The following is a 19,920-nucleotide window of genomic DNA, read 5'->3' on the forward strand; positions in this document are numbered from 1 at the left end:
CAGACTATGCCCATCCCAGGAGGGTTGGGGTAGGGCGCTTAACGGTTGGGCGAGGTCTGCCGCCGGGCCGCCGCGGGGGCTCGTCGCTGCGGGAGGAGCTCGGTGCGCACCACCGGGTCTCCTGGTTCGAGCACCGGCCCCTCTCCGCCCACCATCACGGGGGGCCCGGAGCCGGTGAAGTAGAGGTTCGTGTCCGGAGCCTTCACCACGAGGGAGGCAAGGCCGATCTCCGGATGGATGACCACCCGGTCCGCCGTGAGTGTCTGTCCGGCGAGGGTCAGGGACTCCGTTCCCTCGCGAGACAGCTTCACATTCACCTTGCGCGGCTTGGGCGTGGCGGCGAGGGCCTGCAGCTTCACTTCCTCTCCCTGGCGCAGTTGTGGCAACAGGTTCTTCGCCACCAGGGCGAAGCCCACTCCGGCGAAGGTGCGGCCCGGCTCCACCTTCAACTGCTCGGTGTACCGGCGCGTCTTGCCGCCCTCGCGGGTGAGGCCCACGGCTCGTCCACTGCCGAAGTCGAAGGTGAACTGTCGCGTCGTCTGCCCCTCCTTGCGCTCGCGCCAGTTCCAGCGCTCCTGGACGAGCTCCGGTTGCGTGAGGAAGACGGCGGATTCCTCGATGATTCGTCCATCGTCGTAGCGGTAGGTCAGCAGGACGTGGAGCCGCTCTCCCTCCGTCCACTGGGTGAGCGAGCCCTTGCCGAGCGGCTGGCCTTCGGGCGTGCTCACCGCCAGCTCGCGGGTGGCGTTCCGCTCTGGGTAGAGGAGCTCCACGGCCCAGGCCGGAGAGGCGAGGCCTAGCAGGAGCCCCAGGCTGATCAGCAGTGCACCCTGAGACCGACGAGACGTCCGACGAAGTGTCTGGCCCATGTCCATGAAGATGGAGGGCACGCGGTATTTCGGGGAGCACGGGTTCAGGCGCTTCGAAACTTCCTCCCTCCCAAGCATCCGGGCGAGCGTGCCGGGCTCTGCCTGCTCCCTTAGACCAGCCCGTGCTCCTCGAGCTTGTTGTAGAGGGTGCGTCGGCTGATACCGAGCAGGCGCGCAGCAAGGGTGCGGTTGTCCCCGGCGCGCTTCAATGCGTCGACCAGCGCCTGTCGCTCCATCTCCTTGCGCTGTGACTCCAGCGTTCGCCCTTCGCCATTCGTGCTTCCCGCCATGGGGACGGCCGGGGTGCTCGGCGAGGGACTCACGGGCACGGGCGCGGGCGCCACCGGGACGATGCCCGGCTGCCGCGCGACCTCGCGCATCACCTCGTCACCGGTGATGAGGGGCCCATCCGACAGCACCACCAGGCGCTCGATGAAGTTCTGCAACTGGCGCACGTTTCCGGGCCACGGCTGGGACCGCAGGGCCGCGAGTCCGTCCGGCGTCAGGGTGAAGGGCGGCCTGCCATTGGCCTTCGCGTGCACGTCGAGGAAGTGCCGCACGAGCGGCTCGATGTCCTCGGTCCGGGCTCGCAGCGGGGGCAGCCACACCGGCACCACGTTGAGCCGGTAGAAGAGGTCCTCGCGGAACTCGCCCTTGCGCACCATCTCCTCGAGGTTGCGGTGCGTGGCCGCCACGAAGCGCACGTCCACTTTCAGCGTCTGCGTGCCGCCGAGCCGCTCGAACTCGCGCTCCTGCAACAGCCGCAGCAGCTTCACCTGCACCTGCGGGGTGATGTCGCCGATCTCATCCAGGAAGAGCGTGCCGCCGTTGGCTAGCTCCACACGGCCCGGCTTGCGCGTGGCCGCACCGGTGAAGGCGCCCTTCTCGTAGCCGAACAGCTCGCTCTCCAGCAGGGTGTCCGGCAGGGCCGCGCAGTGCAGCTTCACGAAGGGACCGCCGCGACGGGGGCTGGCGTCGTGCACCGCCTTGGCGGCCAGCTCCTTGCCCGTGCCGGACTCGCCGCGCAGCAGCACCGTGGCGGTACCCGTGGCCGCCCGCGTCAGCAGCGCCTGCACCTCGGCCATGGCGGTGCTGTGGCCCACGAAGCTGCTGGCCTCCTTCACCAGGGGACGCGTGCCCTCCTGCTGTTGCTGCGCCCGTAGGAGCGCCTTGCGGATGCTGAAGAGGATCTCCTCCCGGTCGAAGGGCTTGAGGGCGAAGTCCGCAGCGCCTGCCTTCATGGCCTCCACGGCCAGCGGCACGGTTCCATGTGCGGTGAGGAGGATGACGGGCACGTCCGGCCAGGAGCGCCCCACCTCAGCGAGCAACTCCATGCCGCTCATGCCGGGCATGCGCACGTCGCTCACCACCACGTCGATGGGCTTGCGGCCCAACAGGGCAAGCGCCTCCTGCCCATGGCTGGCTGTGTGCACGGTGAGCCCCGCCTGGCCCAGCAGCGCGCCGAGCACCTTGGCTACAGCCGGGTCATCATCCACCAGCAACACGCTTCCCTTGAGCAGCTCGGCCACGGTGCTTCGTCTCCTGGTACGGGGCCGTCCGATGCTACCGCGCCCTCGCGGGCTCGTCAGCGGCAGCTCGTTTCACTCTCAGCCCGGCCAGGGCTCCACTTCTCTCTCGAGCAGGGCTCCCGCGCGCACGTCGGAGGCCGGTAGGCGCAGCGTCACCGTGGTGCCTTGTCCCTCGTGGCTCGTCAGCGTCACCTGTCCCCCGTGGGCCTCCACCACTCGCCGCACGAAGGCCAGCCCCAGCCCGCTCCCCGTGGCCTTGGTGGTGTAGAAGTCGTCGAAGGCCCGCTCGAGGGTGCGCACGTTCATGCCCTCGCCGGTGTCCTCGACGCTGAGCTCCACCCCTGTTCCCTCGAGCCGTGTTCGCAGGGTGAGGATGCCCCCGCGCGGCATGGCCTCGAAGGCGTTGCGCACCAGGTTCTCCAGCGCGTTGGCCAACAAATCCCAGTCCCCCGCGCAGCGCGGCAGGCCCACCGTCAGCTCGCGCCGGAGCTCCACCTCAGGGCGGCCGGTGAAGGTCTGCAGGGACAGCACGCTCGCCACCAGCTGGTTCAGGTCCAGCGGCTGCATCAACGGCTCCACCCGGCCCAGACGCTGGTAGGTGTTCACCACGCGATCCAACCGCTCCACCTGCTCCAGCAGGAGATCCAAGAACTCGCCCTTGTCGTCCCAGGGCCGCCCTTGCGCGTGCTCCACCTTGAGGTACTGCGCGGCTCCCTTGAGTGCGGCGATGGGGTTCTTCAGGTCGTGCGCCATCTGCGCCGAGAAGCGGCCCAGGGTGGCCATCTGCTCCAGCCGCTCGCGCTGGGCGACGAAGGCGATGACGCCTCGGCGGGTGATGGCCAGCAGCGCCAAGGTGATGGCCGCCGTCCCCACCACCAGCGCACCGTACTGCGCGGCGAACACCTGGAAGACGGCCAGGTAGGACAGCACGCCCATCAACGCCAGCAGCAGCGCGTACATCGCGTGGGCGTTGGAGAGATCTCTGCCGAAGAGGCGCAGGCGCAGCGCCACCACCGCGATCGCCGGCAGGCCCAGCAGCGTGCCCAGGTTGCCCAGGCGCGGCACGTCCGGGCCCAGCACCGCCACCATGTCCGTGCCCAGCAGCGTCACCAGCAGCGCCAGTCCCGTGAGGAGCAGCCCCGCTCGGGTGCGCTCGGTGGAGCGGACCTCGCGGCGCAGGTGCCAGGTGAGAAGGCCGAAGCCACCGAGCAACAGCGGCGCGCTGAGCGCCAGCACCGTCACGGCGAAGCCCCGCGAGACCACCGCCGCGGCCACTCGCGTCGAGCCCAGCCCCACCAGGGTGGTGACCGCCAGCGCTCCGAAGACGCCGTACGCGGAGAACATCACCGCGGACAGCCGGCGCCGCTCGCCCACGAAGGAGAGGATGAAGTGCATGGCCGACGGAGCGCTCATCAGCGCCGCGCCCGTGGCGATGAGGCGCCAGCCCGCCTCGCCCGAGTGCGCCAGGGCGAAGTCGGCGAAGTTCCACGTGGACAGCGCGATGCACAGCACCGACAGGGGCAGCGCCATCGGGCTGCGTCCCACACGCACCAGGGCCAGGCCTGCCAGCGCCAGCAGCCCTGCGCAGGCCCCGAGGCTGATCCACGCCTGGGTCATCGTGCCCCTCCCGTCACCCGTGAATCAGAGCAGGGCCAGCCGGCGAGCCCGGGAGGGATCCGCCACCGCGGCCTCCCACCGGCGCACGGCGGCTTCACGCTCGGGCTCGGGCGCATCGGCGTAGTAGCCAAGCGCGTCGTTGAGCGAGCGGCTCAGCTCCTCGATGGCGGCCAGGCGGATGTCCAACTCGGGGTGGCGCAGCGCGGACACAAGCCAGTCCGCGCGGCGGCGCTGCCGGTTCTCCGCCCACCAGACCGACCACGCGCGCGTGTCCAGGCCGAACGTGGCGCGCGTCACCTCGCGCAGCGCCTCGGCGGCGGCCTGGGCGCACATGGCGTCGTCGCCGCCGGTGAGGAGGATGAGGCCCTCGATGGCGTCGCGGTCGTGCAACGTCCCCAGCGCACGGGCAGCCAGCGAGCGGCGCAGTGCGTCCCGGCTGGTGAGCTCCTGACGCAGGTCCTTCCGGGCCGCGTCCAGGCGGGGCAGGTGCTTGAGGGCCGCAGCGGCCACGCGCGCGGCGCTGGAGATGTCCGGCTCGTAGTCGAAGAGGCCGCGCAGCACGCCGTCCACCAGCTCCACGTAGGGGAGGCTGCCAGCGGTGAGGAGCGCGAAGTAGCGCGTGTCCGGATCGCTTGAGTCCAGCAGGGGCGCCAGGGCCTGGGCCGCGGGCCGACCGAGCCGCGAGAGGGCTCCGGGGATGGGGCCCAGCTCATCGGCCTCGGGCAGTTCCACCACGGGCAGACGGCTCCACGCGGTGGGGCCGGGGAAGTGGGTGGCGAGCACCCGGGCGCTGGCCTCGGGCGAGCGCGCCAACTCGGCCATGGCGCTCGAGCGCTGGTTGGCGTCCGGGCCGGTGAGGCGCTTGAGGAGGGGGCCGAAGTCCGGAGGCGGGCGCTCCTCCTGGGACATGACCAGCGGGGCCATGGCGGCGGCGCGGCCCAGCGCGTTGGCGGAGCGGGTGACGAAGGGGCTCCACCCCAGACCCGCGGCCATGTTGGCGGGGGCCGGAGCGCTCGGCGCCGTGCCGGTGTTGGCGGCGGGCTCGTCCACGTCCACGTCGAAGTCCAGGACGTTGCGCAGCTCGCCCAGGCGCTGCTTGCGGAAGAGGATGAGCTCCTGGAAGGCGCCAGGCATGTCCTGGCAGAACAGGATGAAGTCGGAGAGGCGGCGCTGGCTGATGGGCTTCTGGCCGCAGTCTCCATAGATGACGGCCACGAGCCGGCCGCGCACCTCCACCGGGTAGAGGAAGAGGGTGCGAGGCGGCTGCCGACCGAACAGCTCCAGGTAGTGCTTCGTCAGGCTGTCAGGCGGCATGGGCCCCGCGTAGCTGCCGCGGGTGATGGCCACGGTGCGGAAGACGCTGGAGGCGTCGAGCGGGATGGACACCTGCGAGAGCGTGTCACTGCCCAGGCCGTCGCCCCGCGCGTCCCAGCCCACGGCCGCGCCGCGCAGCACGGCGAAGGCGGCCACGTAATCGAAGGTGCGGCGTCCGAAACGCAGGGCGGTGTCGATGAGGCGATCGCGATCCCTCGTGGACTCCTTGAGGGCGGCGCGTGCCTGTGCGAGCGTCCATTCGGGCACCTCGTCGCGAGCGGACTGCGGCGCGGCGGCCGCTGGAGCGCGAGGCTCGAGCTGCGGGCGCGCTTGCGGCCCACCCATGGCGACGGGCTGTGGCACGGGAGCCTGGACCGCGGTGGCCTGCGCCTGGGGTTGTACCGGGGGACGCGTGATGGCCGGAGCGGTGGGCTGCGCGGGGCGCGCGACGGGAGCGGGCTGCTGGACCTGGGGCGGAGCCGCGGGGCGCGCGACGGGCGCGGGCTGCGCGTGGGCCTGCTGAGCCGGAGCCGCGGGGCGCGCGGGCTCGGGCATGTTCAGGCGCAGCGGCTCGCGGATGGGGGCTGAAGGCTGTGGCGCGGGAGCCGTGGGGCCCGCAGGACGCGGAGGCTGGGCGGGTGCGGCGCTGGTGGCCGCGGCCGGAGGTGCTGTCGGGGCCCGCTGAGCCTGCTGCTGAGGCTGAGGCTGAGGCTGCGCGGGCGGCGCGGCGGGCGTCGTCCTCTCAATCGGGATGGGCTCGGCGGCCACGGAGCGCGCCAGTCGCTCCACCATCTCCAGGGTGAGGGCCGCCGCTTCATCCACCGCGGGCTTCGGCGCGGGAGCCGGGGCGGGTGCGGCGGCGGCGGGCTTCGGAGCCGGGGCGGGCGCGGGCTGCGCGGCAGGGACGGGCTGGGGCCGCTCGGGGTCGAGTGCGGCGAGGAGCGCGGTGTAGCGCGGCGCGAGCGGCTGTCGGTAGATGACGGAGATCCACTCACGGACGCGGACCTCGGTGGCCACCCACAGCTCGAGCGGCTTGCCGAGCAGGAAGCCCACCTCTTCCAGCTCCTTCATCGGCACCGGGTAGCCGCAGGCCACATGAAGGGTGTTGCCGTCGAGCGACAGCGGCACCACGCACAGGCGGTCGGCGATCTTCGGAGGGATGAAGGACGCGACGTCCGCGTTGGGCTCGAAGTCGGCGAGGTTGACCGGGCGCAGCGCGGAGGCCTCTCCGAGCGCGTGGAGGACCTGGGATTCAGGCAGGAGCCGGCGCTCGAGCAGCGCGGTGTCGATGGCGCCACCCTGCGTCGCCTGATGACGTAAGGCTTCCTCGGCCTTGTCTTGGGGGAGGAGGCCATGCGCGATCAGGGTGTGGGCAAGATGGGCAGGCATGGGGGACGCGGCATCTTACGGCCCCAGACGGCGGGCACAATGAATCCTTCAAGGCTTGAGGGGACTTGCCGTTCCTCCTCTAGAGGAGGGGATGGAGCGTTTGAGTGGCCGATTGCTGGCGGTGCTGTTGGACTGGAGGCCAGGTCGGTTGCTCGGAGCTTTGTTCACCAGCGGAGAGCTCCCGGGGCTTTTCGCGCAGCCCTCCTTTATTCTTGCCCTCTCATGGTCCAACAATGGTCGCGTGTCTTTCCCTGGCTTGCCCTGAAGTAGGGGTTGGCTCCGGGGTGTGGGGGGTCGCATGGGGTCCCGCTTGTCGGTCGCCATGCAAGGAACAGACCCGCAATCAAGCAAGGGGCGGACATGAACTCTGTTCGCGTTGCAGGCGCTGGCGCTTTTGTTCCTTCCCGGGCTATCAGCAACGAGCGACTCGCCGCGGCCTTCCCGGGCTGGTCCGCTGACCGCATTCTCGAGAAGACGGGCATTCGGGAGCGGCGCTACCTCTGGGACATCGACGTGCGGGGACAGGCCATCCCTCCGCCCGAGAGAGATCTTCCCATCTACCCGGCCTCGAACACCGACATGTGCGAGGTCGCCCTGCGTCGGGCGCTGGAGCAGGCGGGCGTGGAGGCCCGGGAGCTGGATGCGCTCTTCGTCGTCACCTGCTCGCCGGACGAGCTGAACTTCAACCACGACGCCATGGCGCTGCACCAGCGGTTGGGCTGCCGCGCCGACACCTTCGCGCTGGTCATCGACGATGGCTGCGGCGGCACGCCCTACATCCTCGACATGGCGTACAAGATGATGCAGGGCGGCCGTTTCAAGACGGTGGCTGTGGTGGCGTCCTCGTTGCTCTCGCCGCAGCTGAACCCGGATGTCTACTCCGCCGAGGTTGTTCCGGCCCCAGGGCGCAAGCCGCTCAACGCCTATCTCTCCGTCTACGTGTTCGGGGATGGAGCGGGCGCGGTGGTGCTGCGCGCGGACGGCAAGGAGGGAGAGGGCATCCTCGCGACCATGTCCGGCAACGCCCACGGGGAGCTGGTGATTCGTCGGGGCGGGGGGATGCTGCGGCTGCCGTACCAGGGACGGGCGCGGCCGGCGGACATGGCCTTCGTGGTGGACGGGCCGCGGGTGGCGAAGGGCTACTCCTTCTATATGAGCCAGTGCCTCGAGGCGGTGCTGGTTGACCGGCCTGAGCTGCGCTCGGAGGTGAAGCGCTACTACTTCCACCAGCCCAACAAGCGGCTGGTGCAGCACTTCATTCGAGCGGCGGGTTTGCCCCAGGAGCGCGTCGCCCTCAACGTGGACCGCTACGGCAACACCTCCGCGGCCGGGAAGCTGATTCTGCTGGCCGAGGATTTGGCAGCAGGCCGGGTGCGTCTGGGCAGCGGTGACCTGGTGTTGTTGGCCGCGGTGGGCGCGAACGTCCATTTCGGGGCGCAGCTGATCCGGTTGTAGGCGCGGGCCCGGTTTCTTTCCCTTCCCCCAAGTCAGACAGGAGAGGTGTCTCCATGAGGCAGCAGAGCGTGGCCGCTGTGTATGAGTCGGACCTCAACTCGGAAGCCCACATCGAGCGGAACCTGGCACTTGCGGCTCCCCGCGATACGGCGCGCGGGATGTTCTTCAACGGCGTGCTGGAGGTGGTGCGCAAGCTGGCGGGGGAGGGTGTGGCCCAGCGGTGTCGCGCCGCGACTGGAGAGAGCCAGCACATCGACTTCTTCAGCTACCCGGTGTCCACCTTCTTGCAGCTGTGTCTGACCGCGGTGAGGGAGGTGGGCCCCCTGTTTGGCGGCTGCGAGGTGACGCTGCACCGGATTGGCGAGCAGTCCGCGAAGGACTTTTTGTCCTCCACGGCGGGCAGGACGCTGCTGCTGCTGGCGGGCAACGACGTGAAGCGCATCCTCAAGCAGGTCCCCTCCGGCTACAGCGCAGCGGTGAGCTACGGGGAGAGGACCATGACGTGCCCCCACTACGAGAAGAGCGGCTATTTCGTGATCAAGCACGACTTCATGCCGTACGCCTACCATGAGGGCATCCTGCGAGGGGTGTTGCTCACGGCGGGGGCTCGCGCCCCCAGGGTTCGGGGCTACTCCACCGGACCGCTGGACAGCGCGTACGAGTTCTCCTGGGAGTAGTCGACCGATCCGACTGCCTCTCGTGCCCGAAGCACGCTGCCGCCCCCGTTGTCCTCCTCCACCCCCCCTCTGAAGAGATGCCCTATGGCTCGGATGCTGCCGGCTGTGCTCGTGTTGGGTCTGTCCGCTACCGCGATGGCTGGGGAGCGGGTGTATCAGTTTCGGACCAAGGAGGACGCCAGCGCGGCGGATCCGAGTGGCTGCCAGGCCGCGCCCTTCGAGGTGAACGTGCGGCTGCCCGCGATCATCTTCATGCGAGAAGCCCGAGGCGGAGGCGGGAGGACAGGCACGGGCCGTGAGCGGCAGGAGGGAGTCGCTCTGGCGTGCGCGCGCATCACGGACTGGACCTTCGCTGAGGGCTCGACGGCGGACTTCTACGTGCGCTTCGAGCTGCCCGAGGGTCACTTCACGGCGCTAGGCAAGTGCACCATGGTGAGCAACGCGGTGCCTCGTCCCGGCGTGGTGTTCACCAGTTGCGCGCTGAGGCTGACGCAGTTCCCCGCGAGCTACGTGGGGGGCTTTGTGACGAGCGCGAGTGTCTTCAACCCCCGGAGCCTGCCTGGCTACAACACAGGCTCCTTCTGGACGCTGCGCGTCTTCGAGCCCGATCCTCACTCCCCAGGCATGAAGGAGGAGGACTAGCTCGGCTGGACGACGTAGGTGGACGTGAGCTTGTCGTGGAGCGTCTGGCCGCGCCGGTCGAAGAGGGCCATCCAGAAGCCGGCGAGGAAGAGGCCGAAGGACAGGCTGGCCAGCACGGCGCGAGCGATGGCTCGACCGGGAGCCGGGGCAAGGCCGTGGGTGTCCACGAGCCTCAAGCCGAGCAGCCGTCGGCCCAGCGTGCGGCCATTCCAGAGGAAGGCGGCCACGGCACAATAGACGAGCGACAGCACCATCAGGAGGACAGCGCCGGGGATCAGCACGGACTGAAGCGCGCGGACCTGGATGACGAAGGCGTCGAGTCCGGACAGGCCCGTCTGGGGCGCGTGCACGCCGGCCACGGTGGAGGCGAGCAGGAGATAGAGCGCGGCCACTCCGGCCATGGCGCCCGTGTCGATGGTGAAGGCCAGCAGCCGGCGCCAGAGCGAGGCCGGGCGCGCATGGACTTCCGTCACGCCGGACTCGGCAGGAGCCTTCGCGGTAGCGCTCGCGGGAGCGAGGGCAGGCGGAGGGGGGCGCCGAGGGGTGGGCATGGGCGTCGCGGGCAGGGTCTCGGCCTCGGAGTCGTCGACATCGACCGAGAAGGACTCCTCTTCGGGGGATGCCTGCTTCAGCGCGGGAGCCGGAGCGGAGGCGTTGGAAACGCCAAAGGCCGGAGTGTTCGCGCGGGGAGCCGGGGCCGCAACGCCGGGCAGCTGGACGGAGGAGGGCGCTTGCGGAGGCGGCGTCGGAGCGCGGGGCGCGGCGGCCTGGGCGTGCGCCGGTGGGGCCATCGGTGCGCTCGGAGCGGCGACGGGCCGCGGCGCGGGAGCCGCGGGGGCCTTCGGTGCCATCTGGGCAGCGGGAGCCTGGGCTCGCGGAGGCATGACAGGCAGACCCGGAGCCTGCTGCGGACGGGGGGCCTGTCCCGCTGGCGTCATTCCAGGAGGCACCGGTGCGCGAGCCGTCATTCCAGGAGGCGTGGCCGGAGCCACGGGAGGCGGAACAGGAGCCATTGCCGGCGCGTCACGATCCGGACGGCGGCGGTCAATCTGAATCTCCTTGTCCAGCAAACTCGGGACGGCCCGGTCCGCGAGCTGGGACGCGGCGGCGCAGGTGGGGCAATCCCCTACGGGCGGCAGCGAAGCTCCGCACTTCAGGCACTTGGACAACGGTTCCTCCAGGCTGGAGAAGGCTGTAGCAGCATGAAACGCCGTCTCCGGGCCGGGAGCAAGAAAACCGCCGGAAGCCAGGGCTTCCCCGCCTGGTCACCGTGTTAGGCAAAACGTTTGCTGCGGGTGACGACGATCAACCCGACCGACACGAGGGCCGAGATGGCGACGGCCAGCACGATGCCGAGGGGATGAACGGCGGACGTCGCGCTGACCGGGGCGATGGCGGAGCTGATGAGGCCGCCGATGATGCCTCCCACTGCGCCGAGCAGCGCGCTACCCCACAGCCCCACCAGCCGCGTCGATGGCAGGACGACTCGCGCGAGGATGCCCACGATGAGCCCGATGAGCGCGTAGGCGTAGATGGCCATGTGTGCCGCTCCCTCTTCTGGCACTTCGAAATGAAGGTGCCGTTGCGCGGCAAACATAGGAATGGCGGCAGGGGGGAGGCAGCCGCCAGGAGACAGGGGCCTGTCCTCCCGGTATCTAACCGAGCTCTCCGTCCAGGTGGGCCATGACGGCGAGTGCGGCGAGCGCGGCCGTCTCGGTGCGGAGAATGCGGCGGCCGAGGGTGACGGGTCGTCCTCCGAGGGCTCGGAGCGCGGAGACCTCCTCTCGGTCCAGTCCGCCCTCGGGGCCCACCACCAGGGCGACGGGAGCACCGGGAGCGCAGGCGCGGAAGGCCTCGCCTAGCGGCACGGCGGACTCCTCCTCGTCGAGCACGAGCAGCGTGGTACCCGGAGCGAGCGTCCGCGCGGCTTCCACGAGAGGGCGGGGGGGATGGACGAGGGGCACGTCGTTGCGCCGGCACTGGCGAGCGGCCTCCTCGACAATCTTCGTCCACCGGGAGGTGCGCTCCTCGGCGCGTTTGGGCTCGAGCTTCACCACGCTGCGCGCGGCGGCCACGGGGTGGAAGGCGGTGGCGCCCAGCTCGGTGCCCTTTTGTAGGACGAGCTCCAGCTTGTCGCCCTTGGGGAGTCCCTGGAGGATGTGGACCTCTCGAGTGGGAGGGGCGTGCCGGGCTGGGCCGAGCACCAGGCGCACCGAGTCCGCATCCACCGAGGCCACGCGTGCGTCGAAGGCCCGACCAGAGCCATCGAAGACCTCGAGCGAGGAGCCCTCGGCGAGCCGCAGGACATGGAGGAGGTAGTGGCGCCTGTCCCCCGAGAGCGTCACCTCGGGGGGAGCGGGCTCGGGGATGGGGACGAAGAGTCGGACCACGGGTGGGATGGCCTCCAGGGGTGGTGGGGAGGGACGACTTCAGCAGGAAGCCGCCGTCCCCACCAGGGCCGACTCAGTGCCGCGCGTCGCGCAGCCGGAAGTCGGCGAAGGAGGGCAGGTGGTCAGACGCCTCGGTGGAGTGGTCCACCTCCAGCAGCAGCGGCTCGAGCTGGTGGGAGGCGAAGAAGGTGTCGAAGCGCTTGCCGGTGGCGGGCACGACGCCGTGTCCATCGGGCAGCGAGTTGAGGGTGGACATGTCCGCCACATCCTGGAGGCGCAGCCACTGCTCCGAGTTCTTCGGACACTTGCCGGCGACGAGCATCTCGCGGGCCTCGTCCGGCCGTAGAAGGGAGCCATCCGGCATGCGCACGCGCAGCTCGCGGGCACGGCGGAGCGGGTCTGGCAGCTCGTGCTCGAGGGCATGGAGGGCGCGGCGGACGCGCACATCGCCGATGTTGCCCACGCCCCAGTCACCCACGCTGGGGTGCACGTCGCCATAGCGGTTCTCGTAGTCCTTCACGGTCTCCGTGGGCTCGTGTTTGCGCAGGGGGTTGGGCAGCAGCGAGTAGTGGTGCTTGACGTTGATGTTGGCGTTGAAGTCGCCCAGGGCGATGGAGGGCACGCCGTCGCGCGCGTGCACGAGCGACTGGAGCTGCCAGAGCTGGCCGGCGTTGATGCCGCTGTCGCCCAGCGTGTGGTGCACGTTGTAGAGGGCCACTGGGTGGCCGTACACGTCGATGAGCGCGAAGAGCGCGCCCCGGTCCTCGTCCAGCTCGCCGACGAACCCCTGGCGGGCGATGGCCGCCGCGCGCGCGTCCTCGGGGAAGTCATAGGTGAAGTGCGCGGCCTCGAGGATGGGGTGTCGGCTGAGGATGGCCTTGCCATTCACCACGGGGCCTCGGATGTCCCGGCCCTGGTAGGTGAGGTGGAAGCCGTAGTCGCGCGCGAGCTCCACGGCGGTGGGCTGGCTCGCCTCCTGGAGCGCGATGACATCCGGCATCCGGCCGGTCTCCTCCAACGTGGCGAAGTAGCGCTCGAGCAGCTCTCGGCGTTCTCCGCCCAGGAGGATGTTGTACGTCATCACGCGGAGCAGGTGGTCGCGGGGCGGGCGGGGCTGGGGGTGATGCACCAGCAGCGTGATGCCCGTCCCGAGCCGGCGCGGACCATCCGCCTCCGGCAGCGACTCGAAGCCCTGGAAGACATGGGTGGGCTCGCGGTGCGGCAGGTGCTGGGGCGGTGCGGCGGGGACACCATCGATGACACTCCTCCCAAAGGGGAGGCGATCCAAAAGTCGAGAGAGGGCCTGTCCTGGCATGAGTCCTCTACTGTCTGTGCATCACTCATCCTGCACGCGAGTTCAAGGTGCCTCGTCGCTCCCTGTCCCGGCGTCTGGTGAGCTGCTCGCCGCCTCGGATGAAGAGCCTTCGGGCGAGTTCGTGGGGTCGGCCCCGTAGCCAGCCTTGCGGCCCGTGACGGTGTCATCGTCCGCGTTTCCGGGGAACAGGCCCTCGCGCTGCTCGGAGAAGGTGCGCCGCTCGTCGGGGACGCCCCGTCCGGACGTGTCGGTGCGGCCGCGCGACTGGGTGACGGCATCCGTGTAGCCCGTGCCGGGTGTCGTGGTCTTGCTGAACTTGCCTGCCATGGTGGGCTCCTGACCTGGTGGATGTTCGACATCCGTCAATCTCGGGCGGCAGGAGTCCCTCGCCAACCCGGCCAGCCTCCCACGGGGGAGGGGAGGCGGGTGGGCGAGCCATCGGGAGCGAGGCAAAGAGGCGGCACACCTGCTATGCGCAGCGCGACATGGCCTCTTTTCTCCTTGAGTTGACCCGCTCCGGCCTCGCCGGGTCCGAGCATCGCGTCTCGGCCTCCAGGCACCTCCAGGCTCCGCTGTGGGGGCAGGGTGGGGCGGCTGCGGGTCTCGTGAGTGGGGAGGGAGCCCGTCGTGGCGCGTCGTCCGAGTGACAGCACGGTGGCCCGATTTGAGGTAGCCCGGGCGAACCAGGAGCAGGTGTTGGCGGAGAGCGCGCAGCGCGGGGAGCGCGTGGTGTCGCTGGTGCGACTGGCGCTGGTGGTCCTGGTCATGCTGAGCCAGGGCGTCATCGCGCGGATGTCGGGCGAGCTGCTGCCGAAGGATCCACTCCGGCTGGTGGGCTCGTTGCTCTACACGGGCCTCGCCATCGTCATCACGCTGAGCCTCTACACCCAGAAGCCCAACCGACGTCAGGCGATGTGGAGACCGGTGGCCGTCACGGTGATGGACTGTGGCTTCTTCGGCTTCCTGGCGTGGAGGGTCGTCTCCGTGACGGGGGAGTTCCGGCCGCAGATGCTGGCGGCGGGCTGCGCGGTGGTGATTGCCTTCTCGGTGGCGCGCTACAGCTGGCTGCACGTGTTGATGTCCACAGTGATGGCCTCGGCGACGTACGTGCTGGAGAACTGGTGGATAGGCGGGTTCTCCTTCGCGCAGGTGAGCTTCGTGCTCGGCTGCTACATCACGCTCGGGCTGCTCATCGGGTGGGCGAACACGGCGGTGAGCAGCATGTTCCTGGGACTGCGGCGGCGCGACAACCTCTCGCGCTTCCTGCCGCGGCAGGTGGTGGAGCGGGTGCTGCATCACGGGGACGAGGCGCTGGCGCCGGTGCAGCGCGAGGTGACCATCCTCTTCAGCGACATCCGGGACTTCACCTCGCTGAGCGAGTCACTGCCGCCCCGAGCGGTGCTGGAGCTGCTGGACGACTACTTCGGGCACATGGGGCAGATCGTCATGGGGCATGGGGGCATCGTGAACAAGTTCCTGGGTGACGGGATGCTGGCGTGCTGGGGCGTGCCGGACGGGGATGCGAATCACGCGGTGCACGCGATGCAGGCGGCGCTCGACATGCGCAAGAAGCTGGAGGAGCTCAACGCGTGGCGGGAGCAGCGAGGGGAGCCGCCCCTGCGCATTGGCGTCGGGCTGCACACGGGGGTGGTGGCGGCGGGAATGCTGGGCGGGGCGGAGCAGCACGAGTACACCGTCATCGGTGACGCGGTGAACCTGGCCTCGCGGGTGGAGGGACTGACGAAGGTGCTGGGGGTGGACATCCTGGTGAGCGAGAGCACCTGGAAGGCGGGCGGGGGCCGGTTCCAGGGCGAGCGCATCTCCGAGGAGCGGGTGAAGGGGCGCCGGGAGGCGGTGGTGGTGTACTCACTGAAGGGCCGCGCGTCGGCGGAGCAGGAGGCCGCGCCCCACCCGCGCCCGGCGCGGCTCGTCAGCTCTCTCTGAGCCTCCCACTCCTCTTTCTCCGGACACCTACCTGGCGACCTCGGGGGCGCCCTGGGCCTGGGGGCCGAGCTTGTAGTCACCCGTGAGGAGGGCGACGAAGAAGAGGGGGCCAACGAGGGCGTGGATGAGGTTGGTGAAGAAGGAGGGGGACTTCTTCTCCCAGACGGCGTGGCCGGCGAGCTGGACGAGCCAGCCGAAGATGGCGATGCCGACGACGGTCCAGACGGGGAGGAGCCGGCCCAGGGGGATGCAGAGGGCCATGGCCACGGAGACGATGAGTCCCAGCTTCGCGTCGGCGCGTAGGTACCAGATGGAGGCGAGGAACCAGGACACGAAGGCCAGCGTGAGCGAGCCTCCGGGCAGCCAGGGCACGGACGCCAGCCGCACCCAGTCCAGCATCGCGACGATGTGCAGGACGATGAGCGGGATGGCGATCTTATGGGTAAGGCGGTTGGTGGGGTGTTGGTGGGAAGAGATGTACTCGTCGAACAGGGCCTGGGTATGGGGCTTGAGCATGCGGTGACTCTACCCCTCCCGGGAGTGAACGGTAGTCAACCCAGGGTGCACAACGGGTGACTACCGAACGCATCCTGGTGGACTGCCGCGGCGCGTTACCTGGCGCGATGGAAGTCCAGCCGCACCCACTCGCCCTGCTGTGCGCCCGGCTCTGGCACCAGGCCGAGGTTCACGTAGGCGGCCTCCACCTCCGCCTTCTGGTGCGCGAGGACGCCCGCCATCAGCAGCTTGTCCTTCACCTTGGGCGCGATGAGCGGCGCCAGCTCGATGAGCGTGTTGGCCAGGATGTTGGCCACCACCAGATCAAACGTCCCCTCCACCGCCGTCAGTTCCTTGCCGGACAGCTCCACGTCCGGAGTGCCGTTGTCCTGGGCGTTCTCCCTCGCCAGCTCCACCGACACCGGATCGTTGTCCGTGCCCACCACCCGGCCGGCGCCCAGCTTCTTCGCGGCGATGGCCAGCACGCCCGTACCCGTGCCTACATCCAGCACGCTCGCACCCGGATGGGTGCTCATGTATTCGTCCACCGCACCCAGACACAGGGAGGTGGTCGGGTGGTCACCTGTGCCGAAAGCCATCTTCGGCTCGATGACGAGGCGCACCTTGTCCGCCGGCGCGTTCTGCGCTTCCCAGGGAGGACCCACCCACAGCCGACCGACCTGCACCGACTTGATGTGGGCCTTCCAGGCATTGCTCCAGTCCTGCTGTTGCTCCTCGGCCACCTGCAGCCGCGCCGAAGGGTGGGCCTCGGCCAGCATCTCGCGGGCCTGCTCGGCCGTCTCCGCATCCTCGAAGTAGGCGACGAGGATGGCCTCGCCCGGAGGGGGAGCCCGCACTCCCGGCATGGTGGGCGTTTCCCGGTCTCGCACTTCCAGTCCCATGGCTCCCGCCTCATGCAGCAGGTCCTGGGCGGCTTCGGATTCCGCCTCTGGCAGATCCACTGTGAGTGTCTGATACGTCCCCGTCATGTCGCCCTTCTCGCGTTTCGCGTTGCTCTCTGGAAGATGCCGGGATGGCTGCAGCAGGGAAAGAAATTTTCGAGCGAGCACCCTTGCTCCTCCGCCGGCCCTCGTGGGTTCTGAGGATGCGATGATCCTCCGTCGGAATTTGCGGTAAGCTGGCCCAAGCAGGAGCAGTACCAGAGTGCAGCGTATCGATGTTCAGCTCTTTCTTTTGTGCGCCCGTGTCAGGTTGGAGAGTGGCTCTGCTCGGGGGGCGCCGATGATGGACTCCCTATGAAGCGAACCCGCCGCAATAGTGGCTTCTCCCTGGTCGAGATGTCGACGGTCGTCGGCATCATCGCGATCCTCGCCGCGCTCTCGTTCGCCGCGTTGGACGTGCTGCCCCAGCGCACACGGCTGACAGGCGGAGCGCTCGAGTTCGCCGCGGCGATCTCCAGCGCTCGTTCCCACGCGTATGGCCGCAATCACCGCGTGGTGCTGCTGCTCAATGCGGGCACTGAGGCCATTGGTAACCCCATCGAGTACTGGGTGGTGGTGGATCCCTGGTCGAACATGACCGCGACACTGAAGGCCAATCCCGACTGGAAGACCCTGAACGATTTGAAGCCGGGGCCTCCCGCTCCCGCGGGCTCGGAGTACCCGTTGTTTGACTCGGGGCACTTCAACCCCTCGGTGCGGGTGTTCGACAAGGGCTTCGTGGAGGCCATGGGCCGGGTGGCGCACAAGGGGTGCACCGCGGAGCTCAAGGGCAAGATTGCGCTCGCCCGAGGTCCCACGGAGGGCACCAGCACCTTCCCGCCGCCCTTCTGCTTCGTTCCCAACGAGAAGGGGTGCACCTTCTGCACCGGTGGGGGCACCGTGCCCTATCGGGGTGCCATCTTCTTCGAGCCGGACGGCACCGTGAGCTTCACCGATGCTCTGGGCAACCCGCCCCTGAATGGGGATGGGTCGGCCTCCATCTCCTTCCGGCCTATGGGGGGTGGTGGTCCGGAGAGTGTGCAGGCCGTCGTCATCACCAACACCGGCATCGTCCGGACCTTCTCGGCGTATCGCTAAGAGGTGATTTTCATGCTGAGACGAGCCTCTCTTCGCCAGGACCGCGGTTTCACGACCATCGAGTCGATGATTGCTGCGGTCGTCTTTCTTCTAGGCCTTGCCGGTTTGCTCGGCGCGCTCGTGCAGGCGCGCAGTGCGACCGGTCAGGCCCGTCGGCTCATGCAGGCCACTGACCTCGCCAACGACCTGGCCGAGCAGATCCAGCTCTGGGACATCAATGACCCGCGGCTCATCGCCTCCTCCGCTCTGTGTGCGGATGATCCACTGGACAAGGATGGCAAGCTGCTCAAGCCGGGCACGGGTGACTACAACGCCTACAAGGCGTGCATGCACGGCGAGACAATGCTGACGTTCGGGGGCACCACGTTCGGTGGGATGCAGGCGCCTGTCTTCAGGAACGAGGACAAGGACCCGTCCAAAAACGAAACCCGGTACGAGCGCTTCTACATCGTTCGCCGTGTGGACGCGCAGATGCTGCAGATTTGGGTGAAGGTGCTCTACTTGGATGCGGGCGAGCCCCGTGTCGTGACCACGCAGGCAATGCGGACCAGGGTGGGAGGTATGCTGTGATGCGGCGCCAGCGAGGATTTTCGCTCATCGAGCTGATGGTGAGTTCCGCGGTGACCTTCATCACGGTGCTCGCGGTGTCAGCCGCCTTCCTGGGCTATACCCAGTCCTTCTACACGCAGGCGGGCATCCGGGGTGGTCAGGCGTCGCTGCGGCAGACGCACCTGATGGTGGTACGCAACCTGCGCATGGCGGGTTATGGCATCGAGCCGTACCGGGCCTTCGACTTCCCGGCGAACTGGTCTCGTGACTCCGCCACGGCCGTGAACAGGTCGGATCGGCTCGTCTTCCGGATGCGCAACCCGGCGTTCAGTGCCCGCGTCGATAGCGTCACGGAAAGCTCTGTCACCCTCACCGATGGCTTGCCCGAGAAGCTGCTGCGCGGGCAGATCATCCAGCTGATGTGTCCGGGTGCGATCGACTGGACCTACGCGCGGCTCCGCGAGGAGGCCATAAAGGGGGCGAAGGTGTTGCAGTTGCAGGACAAGACCGGCGCCTTCCCCAACCTCAACCAGGTCCACAACTGCTTCTCCAACACGGGCGAGCTGTCGTCCTACCTCTTCAAGATCGACGTCTACGACTACTCCATCCAGCTCATCGATGAGGATGGAGATCCCGCTTCGCCTGGTCGGCCCTACCTGTTCCGCCGGCACGGGCTCGGCAATGGCCCGGAGGACTCGTTCGGTGAGCCAGTGGCCGAGGACATCGAGGCGTTGCGCGTCACCTTCGTGAATGCGAACGGCGCCAGCTTCATCCCGGATCCAACCCTCGATCCGCCCATCTACGGAATGGGGCAGAATGATCCACGGAGTGACAACAACCACCCCGGCAATATTCGCGCTGTCGTGGTGGGATTGGTCGCGCGCAGCTCCACCCGCGATTCGGGCGCTGCGCCTGGGGCGATGAACCAGATTCCCTCGTTTGGCAGGAAGGTGGATGGCACTCCAGAGGCGGCGCTCAGTGTGGATCCAAGCACCGGCAAGCCGGTGCCCTACGGCTTCCGGCGCGTCGTCTCAGAGATGTCCATCCAGGTGCGGAACATGCTGTCCACGGAAATGCCCGTGCCTCTCTACTATGAGTCGGGCGGGGTGTCGCCGGACGCCTGCAAAGGCGAACTTCCCGACGACGAGCATTCCTTCAATTGTGCCGGTGGCTAGGAGGATTTCCCATGAAAACACACCCCGACAGACGCGGTTCCGTGCTGTTGCTGGTGGTGGTGCTATTGGCCGTCATCAGTCTGTTGGCAGCCGCCGCAGTGGCCTTCTCCCACAGTGAGCTGGGTGCGGCCAGGAACGAGCGCAGTGGTGACGAGTTGCTCGCGTGCGCTGACGCAGGTCGTCAATTCATGCTCTCGCGCTTCCAGGGCGTCTCCTACAGCGCCGAGGCGGTGAACGTCGACCTGAACGCGGCGGGTATTGCCAACTGCCCCGATAGCGGCGTCGTCCCCGAGGACGCCCGATGTGCACGCAGCGGCCACATCACTCAGGTGTCAGCCAAAGGTATCACCCCCGTCAAGCAGAAGGCGGGTGGTGATCGCCGCAACCTCAGGGACCTGTCCAATATCGTCGGCGATGGTACGTTCGGCGGGACGCCGTATAAAGTGATGGTCCACTGTATGGATGAGAACGGTCGTGGGACCGAAGTGGAATTCGTGGTGCGGTTCGGTGTCTAGGAGCCT

19 protein-coding genes are annotated in these 19,920 nt (G+C 68.8%); 8 read left to right on the forward strand and 11 right to left on the reverse strand.

What is annotated here, in order from left to right; all coding sequences use genetic code 11:
* Positions 1 to 38 precede the first annotated feature (38 nt).
* From F0U60_RS09800 to F0U60_RS09815, 4 genes are all read right to left on the reverse strand, one after another.
* Positions 39 to 890 (reverse strand): hypothetical protein, encoded by an 852-nt coding sequence (locus tag F0U60_RS09800; RefSeq protein ID WP_395817069.1) that lies wholly within the window; start codon positions 888 to 890, stop codon positions 39 to 41.
* Between the two features lie 89 nt (positions 891 to 979).
* Positions 980 to 2,398 carry a sigma-54-dependent transcriptional regulator gene (locus F0U60_RS09805; RefSeq protein WP_395817071.1) on the reverse strand — a complete coding sequence of 473 codons (1,419 nt, stop codon included), beginning with the start codon at positions 2,396 to 2,398 and terminating at the stop codon, positions 980 to 982.
* 78 nt (positions 2,399 to 2,476) lie between these two features.
* Positions 2,477 to 4,015 carry a nitrogen regulation protein NR(II) gene (locus F0U60_RS09810; RefSeq protein ID WP_395817074.1) on the reverse strand — a complete coding sequence of 513 codons (1,539 nt, stop codon included), beginning with the start codon at positions 4,013 to 4,015 and terminating at the stop codon, positions 2,477 to 2,479.
* Between the two features lie 24 nt (positions 4,016 to 4,039).
* Positions 4,040 to 6,718 (reverse strand): FrgA protein, encoded by a 2,679-nt coding sequence (locus tag F0U60_RS09815; RefSeq protein ID WP_395817076.1) that lies wholly within the window; start codon positions 6,716 to 6,718, stop codon positions 4,040 to 4,042.
* A gap of 360 nt (positions 6,719 to 7,078) precedes the next feature.
* Between F0U60_RS09815 and F0U60_RS09820 the strand changes: the two genes are divergently transcribed.
* The 3 genes from F0U60_RS09820 to F0U60_RS09830 all read left to right on the forward strand — a co-directional run bounded on the left by F0U60_RS09820 (position 7,079) and on the right by F0U60_RS09830 (position 9,492).
* The gene (locus tag F0U60_RS09820) at positions 7,079 to 8,173 is read left to right on the forward strand and encodes a 3-oxoacyl-ACP synthase III family protein (RefSeq protein WP_395817078.1); all 1,095 of its coding nucleotides are present in this window, start codon (positions 7,079 to 7,081) and stop codon (positions 8,171 to 8,173) included.
* 53 nt (positions 8,174 to 8,226) lie between these two features.
* Positions 8,227 to 8,850, forward strand: a complete 624-nt coding sequence (locus tag F0U60_RS09825) for a DUF2378 family protein (protein ID WP_395817080.1) — start codon at positions 8,227 to 8,229, stop codon at positions 8,848 to 8,850.
* 84 nt (positions 8,851 to 8,934) lie between these two features.
* Positions 8,935 to 9,492 (forward strand): hypothetical protein, encoded by a 558-nt coding sequence (locus F0U60_RS09830; protein ID WP_395817082.1) that lies wholly within the window; start codon positions 8,935 to 8,937, stop codon positions 9,490 to 9,492.
* On the opposite strand, the gene F0U60_RS09835 is transcribed toward F0U60_RS09830, so the two are convergent.
* The 5 genes from F0U60_RS09835 to F0U60_RS09855 form a co-directional block, all read right to left on the reverse strand.
* A complete protein-coding gene (locus F0U60_RS09835) occupies positions 9,489 to 10,661 on the reverse strand; it encodes an RDD family protein (protein ID WP_395817084.1) in 1,173 nt (390 codons plus the stop codon). The two genes, F0U60_RS09830 and F0U60_RS09835, sit on opposite strands and share 4 nt — an antisense overlap.
* 104 nt (positions 10,662 to 10,765) lie before the next feature.
* Positions 10,766 to 11,032, reverse strand: a complete 267-nt coding sequence (locus tag F0U60_RS09840) for a GlsB/YeaQ/YmgE family stress response membrane protein (protein WP_395817087.1) — start codon at positions 11,030 to 11,032, stop codon at positions 10,766 to 10,768.
* 115 nt (positions 11,033 to 11,147) lie between these two features.
* Positions 11,148 to 11,882, reverse strand: a complete 735-nt coding sequence (locus F0U60_RS09845; protein WP_395817089.1) for a 16S rRNA (uracil(1498)-N(3))-methyltransferase — start codon at positions 11,880 to 11,882, stop codon at positions 11,148 to 11,150.
* Positions 11,883 to 11,955: 73 nt separating this feature from the next.
* A complete protein-coding gene (locus F0U60_RS09850; protein WP_395817091.1) occupies positions 11,956 to 13,197 on the reverse strand; it encodes an endonuclease/exonuclease/phosphatase family protein in 1,242 nt (413 codons plus the stop codon).
* A 42-nt stretch (positions 13,198 to 13,239) separates the two neighbouring features.
* Positions 13,240 to 13,524, reverse strand: coding sequence for a hypothetical protein (locus tag F0U60_RS09855; RefSeq protein WP_395817094.1), 285 nt, complete (start codon positions 13,522 to 13,524; stop codon positions 13,240 to 13,242).
* 300 nt (positions 13,525 to 13,824) lie between these two features.
* Between F0U60_RS09855 and F0U60_RS09860 the strand changes: the two genes are divergently transcribed.
* Positions 13,825 to 15,141, forward strand: coding sequence for an adenylate/guanylate cyclase domain-containing protein (locus F0U60_RS09860; protein ID WP_395817096.1), 1,317 nt, complete (start codon positions 13,825 to 13,827; stop codon positions 15,139 to 15,141).
* A 27-nt stretch (positions 15,142 to 15,168) separates the two neighbouring features.
* On the opposite strand, the gene F0U60_RS09865 is transcribed toward F0U60_RS09860, so the two are convergent.
* Together F0U60_RS09865 and prmA are read right to left on the reverse strand one after the other, a co-directional pair.
* A complete protein-coding gene (locus F0U60_RS09865) occupies positions 15,169 to 15,657 on the reverse strand; it encodes a DUF962 domain-containing protein (protein WP_395817099.1) in 489 nt (162 codons plus the stop codon).
* A gap of 95 nt (positions 15,658 to 15,752) precedes the next feature.
* Entirely contained in the window at positions 15,753 to 16,625 is an 873-nt protein-coding gene (gene prmA, locus F0U60_RS09870) for a 50S ribosomal protein L11 methyltransferase (RefSeq protein ID WP_395817103.1), read from the reverse strand.
* Positions 16,626 to 16,892: 267 nt separating this feature from the next.
* Here prmA and F0U60_RS09875 point away from each other — a divergent pair, with 267 nt between their 5' ends.
* From F0U60_RS09875 to F0U60_RS09890, 4 genes are read left to right on the forward strand one after another with little or no spacing between them, the layout of a single operon-like run.
* Positions 16,893 to 17,675, forward strand: coding sequence for a Tfp pilus assembly protein FimT/FimU (locus tag F0U60_RS09875; protein WP_395817106.1), 783 nt, complete (start codon positions 16,893 to 16,895; stop codon positions 17,673 to 17,675).
* 12 nt (positions 17,676 to 17,687) lie between these two features.
* The gene (locus F0U60_RS09880) at positions 17,688 to 18,245 is read left to right on the forward strand and encodes a hypothetical protein (RefSeq protein WP_395817109.1); all 558 of its coding nucleotides are present in this window, start codon (positions 17,688 to 17,690) and stop codon (positions 18,243 to 18,245) included.
* Positions 18,245 to 19,399: a prepilin-type N-terminal cleavage/methylation domain-containing protein gene (locus F0U60_RS09885; RefSeq protein WP_395817112.1), complete on the forward strand. Its 1,155-nt coding sequence runs from the start codon at positions 18,245 to 18,247 to the stop codon at positions 19,397 to 19,399. The genes F0U60_RS09880 and F0U60_RS09885 overlap by 1 nt, the downstream gene beginning before the upstream one ends.
* An 11-nt stretch (positions 19,400 to 19,410) precedes the next feature.
* Entirely contained in the window at positions 19,411 to 19,914 is a 504-nt protein-coding gene (locus F0U60_RS09890) for a hypothetical protein (RefSeq protein ID WP_395817114.1), read from the forward strand.
* The last annotated feature ends 6 nt before the right edge of the window (positions 19,915 to 19,920 follow it).

This window comes from Archangium minus (assembly GCF_044360475.1).
Lineage (GTDB): Bacteria > Myxococcota > Myxococcia > Myxococcales > Myxococcaceae > Archangium > Archangium minus.

Coding starts and splice junctions, on each gene's coding strand:
- F0U60_RS09890 (WP_395817114.1), top strand. CDS start 19,411: ATGAAAACACACCCCGACAGACGCGGTTCCGTGCTGTTGCTGGTGGTG.
- F0U60_RS09875 (WP_395817106.1), top strand. CDS start 16,893: ATGAAGCGAACCCGCCGCAATAGTGGCTTCTCCCTGGTCGAGATGTCG.
- F0U60_RS09820 (WP_395817078.1), top strand. CDS start 7,079: ATGAACTCTGTTCGCGTTGCAGGCGCTGGCGCTTTTGTTCCTTCCCGG.
- F0U60_RS09815 (WP_395817076.1), bottom strand. CDS start 6,718: ATGCCTGCCCATCTTGCCCACACCCTGATCGCGCATGGCCTCCTCCCC.
- F0U60_RS09880 (WP_395817109.1), top strand. CDS start 17,688: ATGCTGAGACGAGCCTCTCTTCGCCAGGACCGCGGTTTCACGACCATC.
- F0U60_RS09855 (WP_395817094.1), bottom strand. CDS start 13,524: ATGGCAGGCAAGTTCAGCAAGACCACGACACCCGGCACGGGCTACACG.
- prmA (WP_395817103.1), bottom strand. CDS start 16,625: ATGACGGGGACGTATCAGACACTCACAGTGGATCTGCCAGAGGCGGAA.
- F0U60_RS09840 (WP_395817087.1), bottom strand. CDS start 11,032: ATGGCCATCTACGCCTACGCGCTCATCGGGCTCATCGTGGGCATCCTC.
- F0U60_RS09865 (WP_395817099.1), bottom strand. CDS start 15,657: ATGCTCAAGCCCCATACCCAGGCCCTGTTCGACGAGTACATCTCTTCC.
- F0U60_RS09830 (WP_395817082.1), top strand. CDS start 8,935: ATGGCTCGGATGCTGCCGGCTGTGCTCGTGTTGGGTCTGTCCGCTACC.
- F0U60_RS09810 (WP_395817074.1), bottom strand. CDS start 4,015: ATGACCCAGGCGTGGATCAGCCTCGGGGCCTGCGCAGGGCTGCTGGCG.
- F0U60_RS09885 (WP_395817112.1), top strand. CDS start 18,245: ATGCGGCGCCAGCGAGGATTTTCGCTCATCGAGCTGATGGTGAGTTCC.
- F0U60_RS09850 (WP_395817091.1), bottom strand. CDS start 13,197: ATGCCAGGACAGGCCCTCTCTCGACTTTTGGATCGCCTCCCCTTTGGG.
- F0U60_RS09825 (WP_395817080.1), top strand. CDS start 8,227: ATGAGGCAGCAGAGCGTGGCCGCTGTGTATGAGTCGGACCTCAACTCG.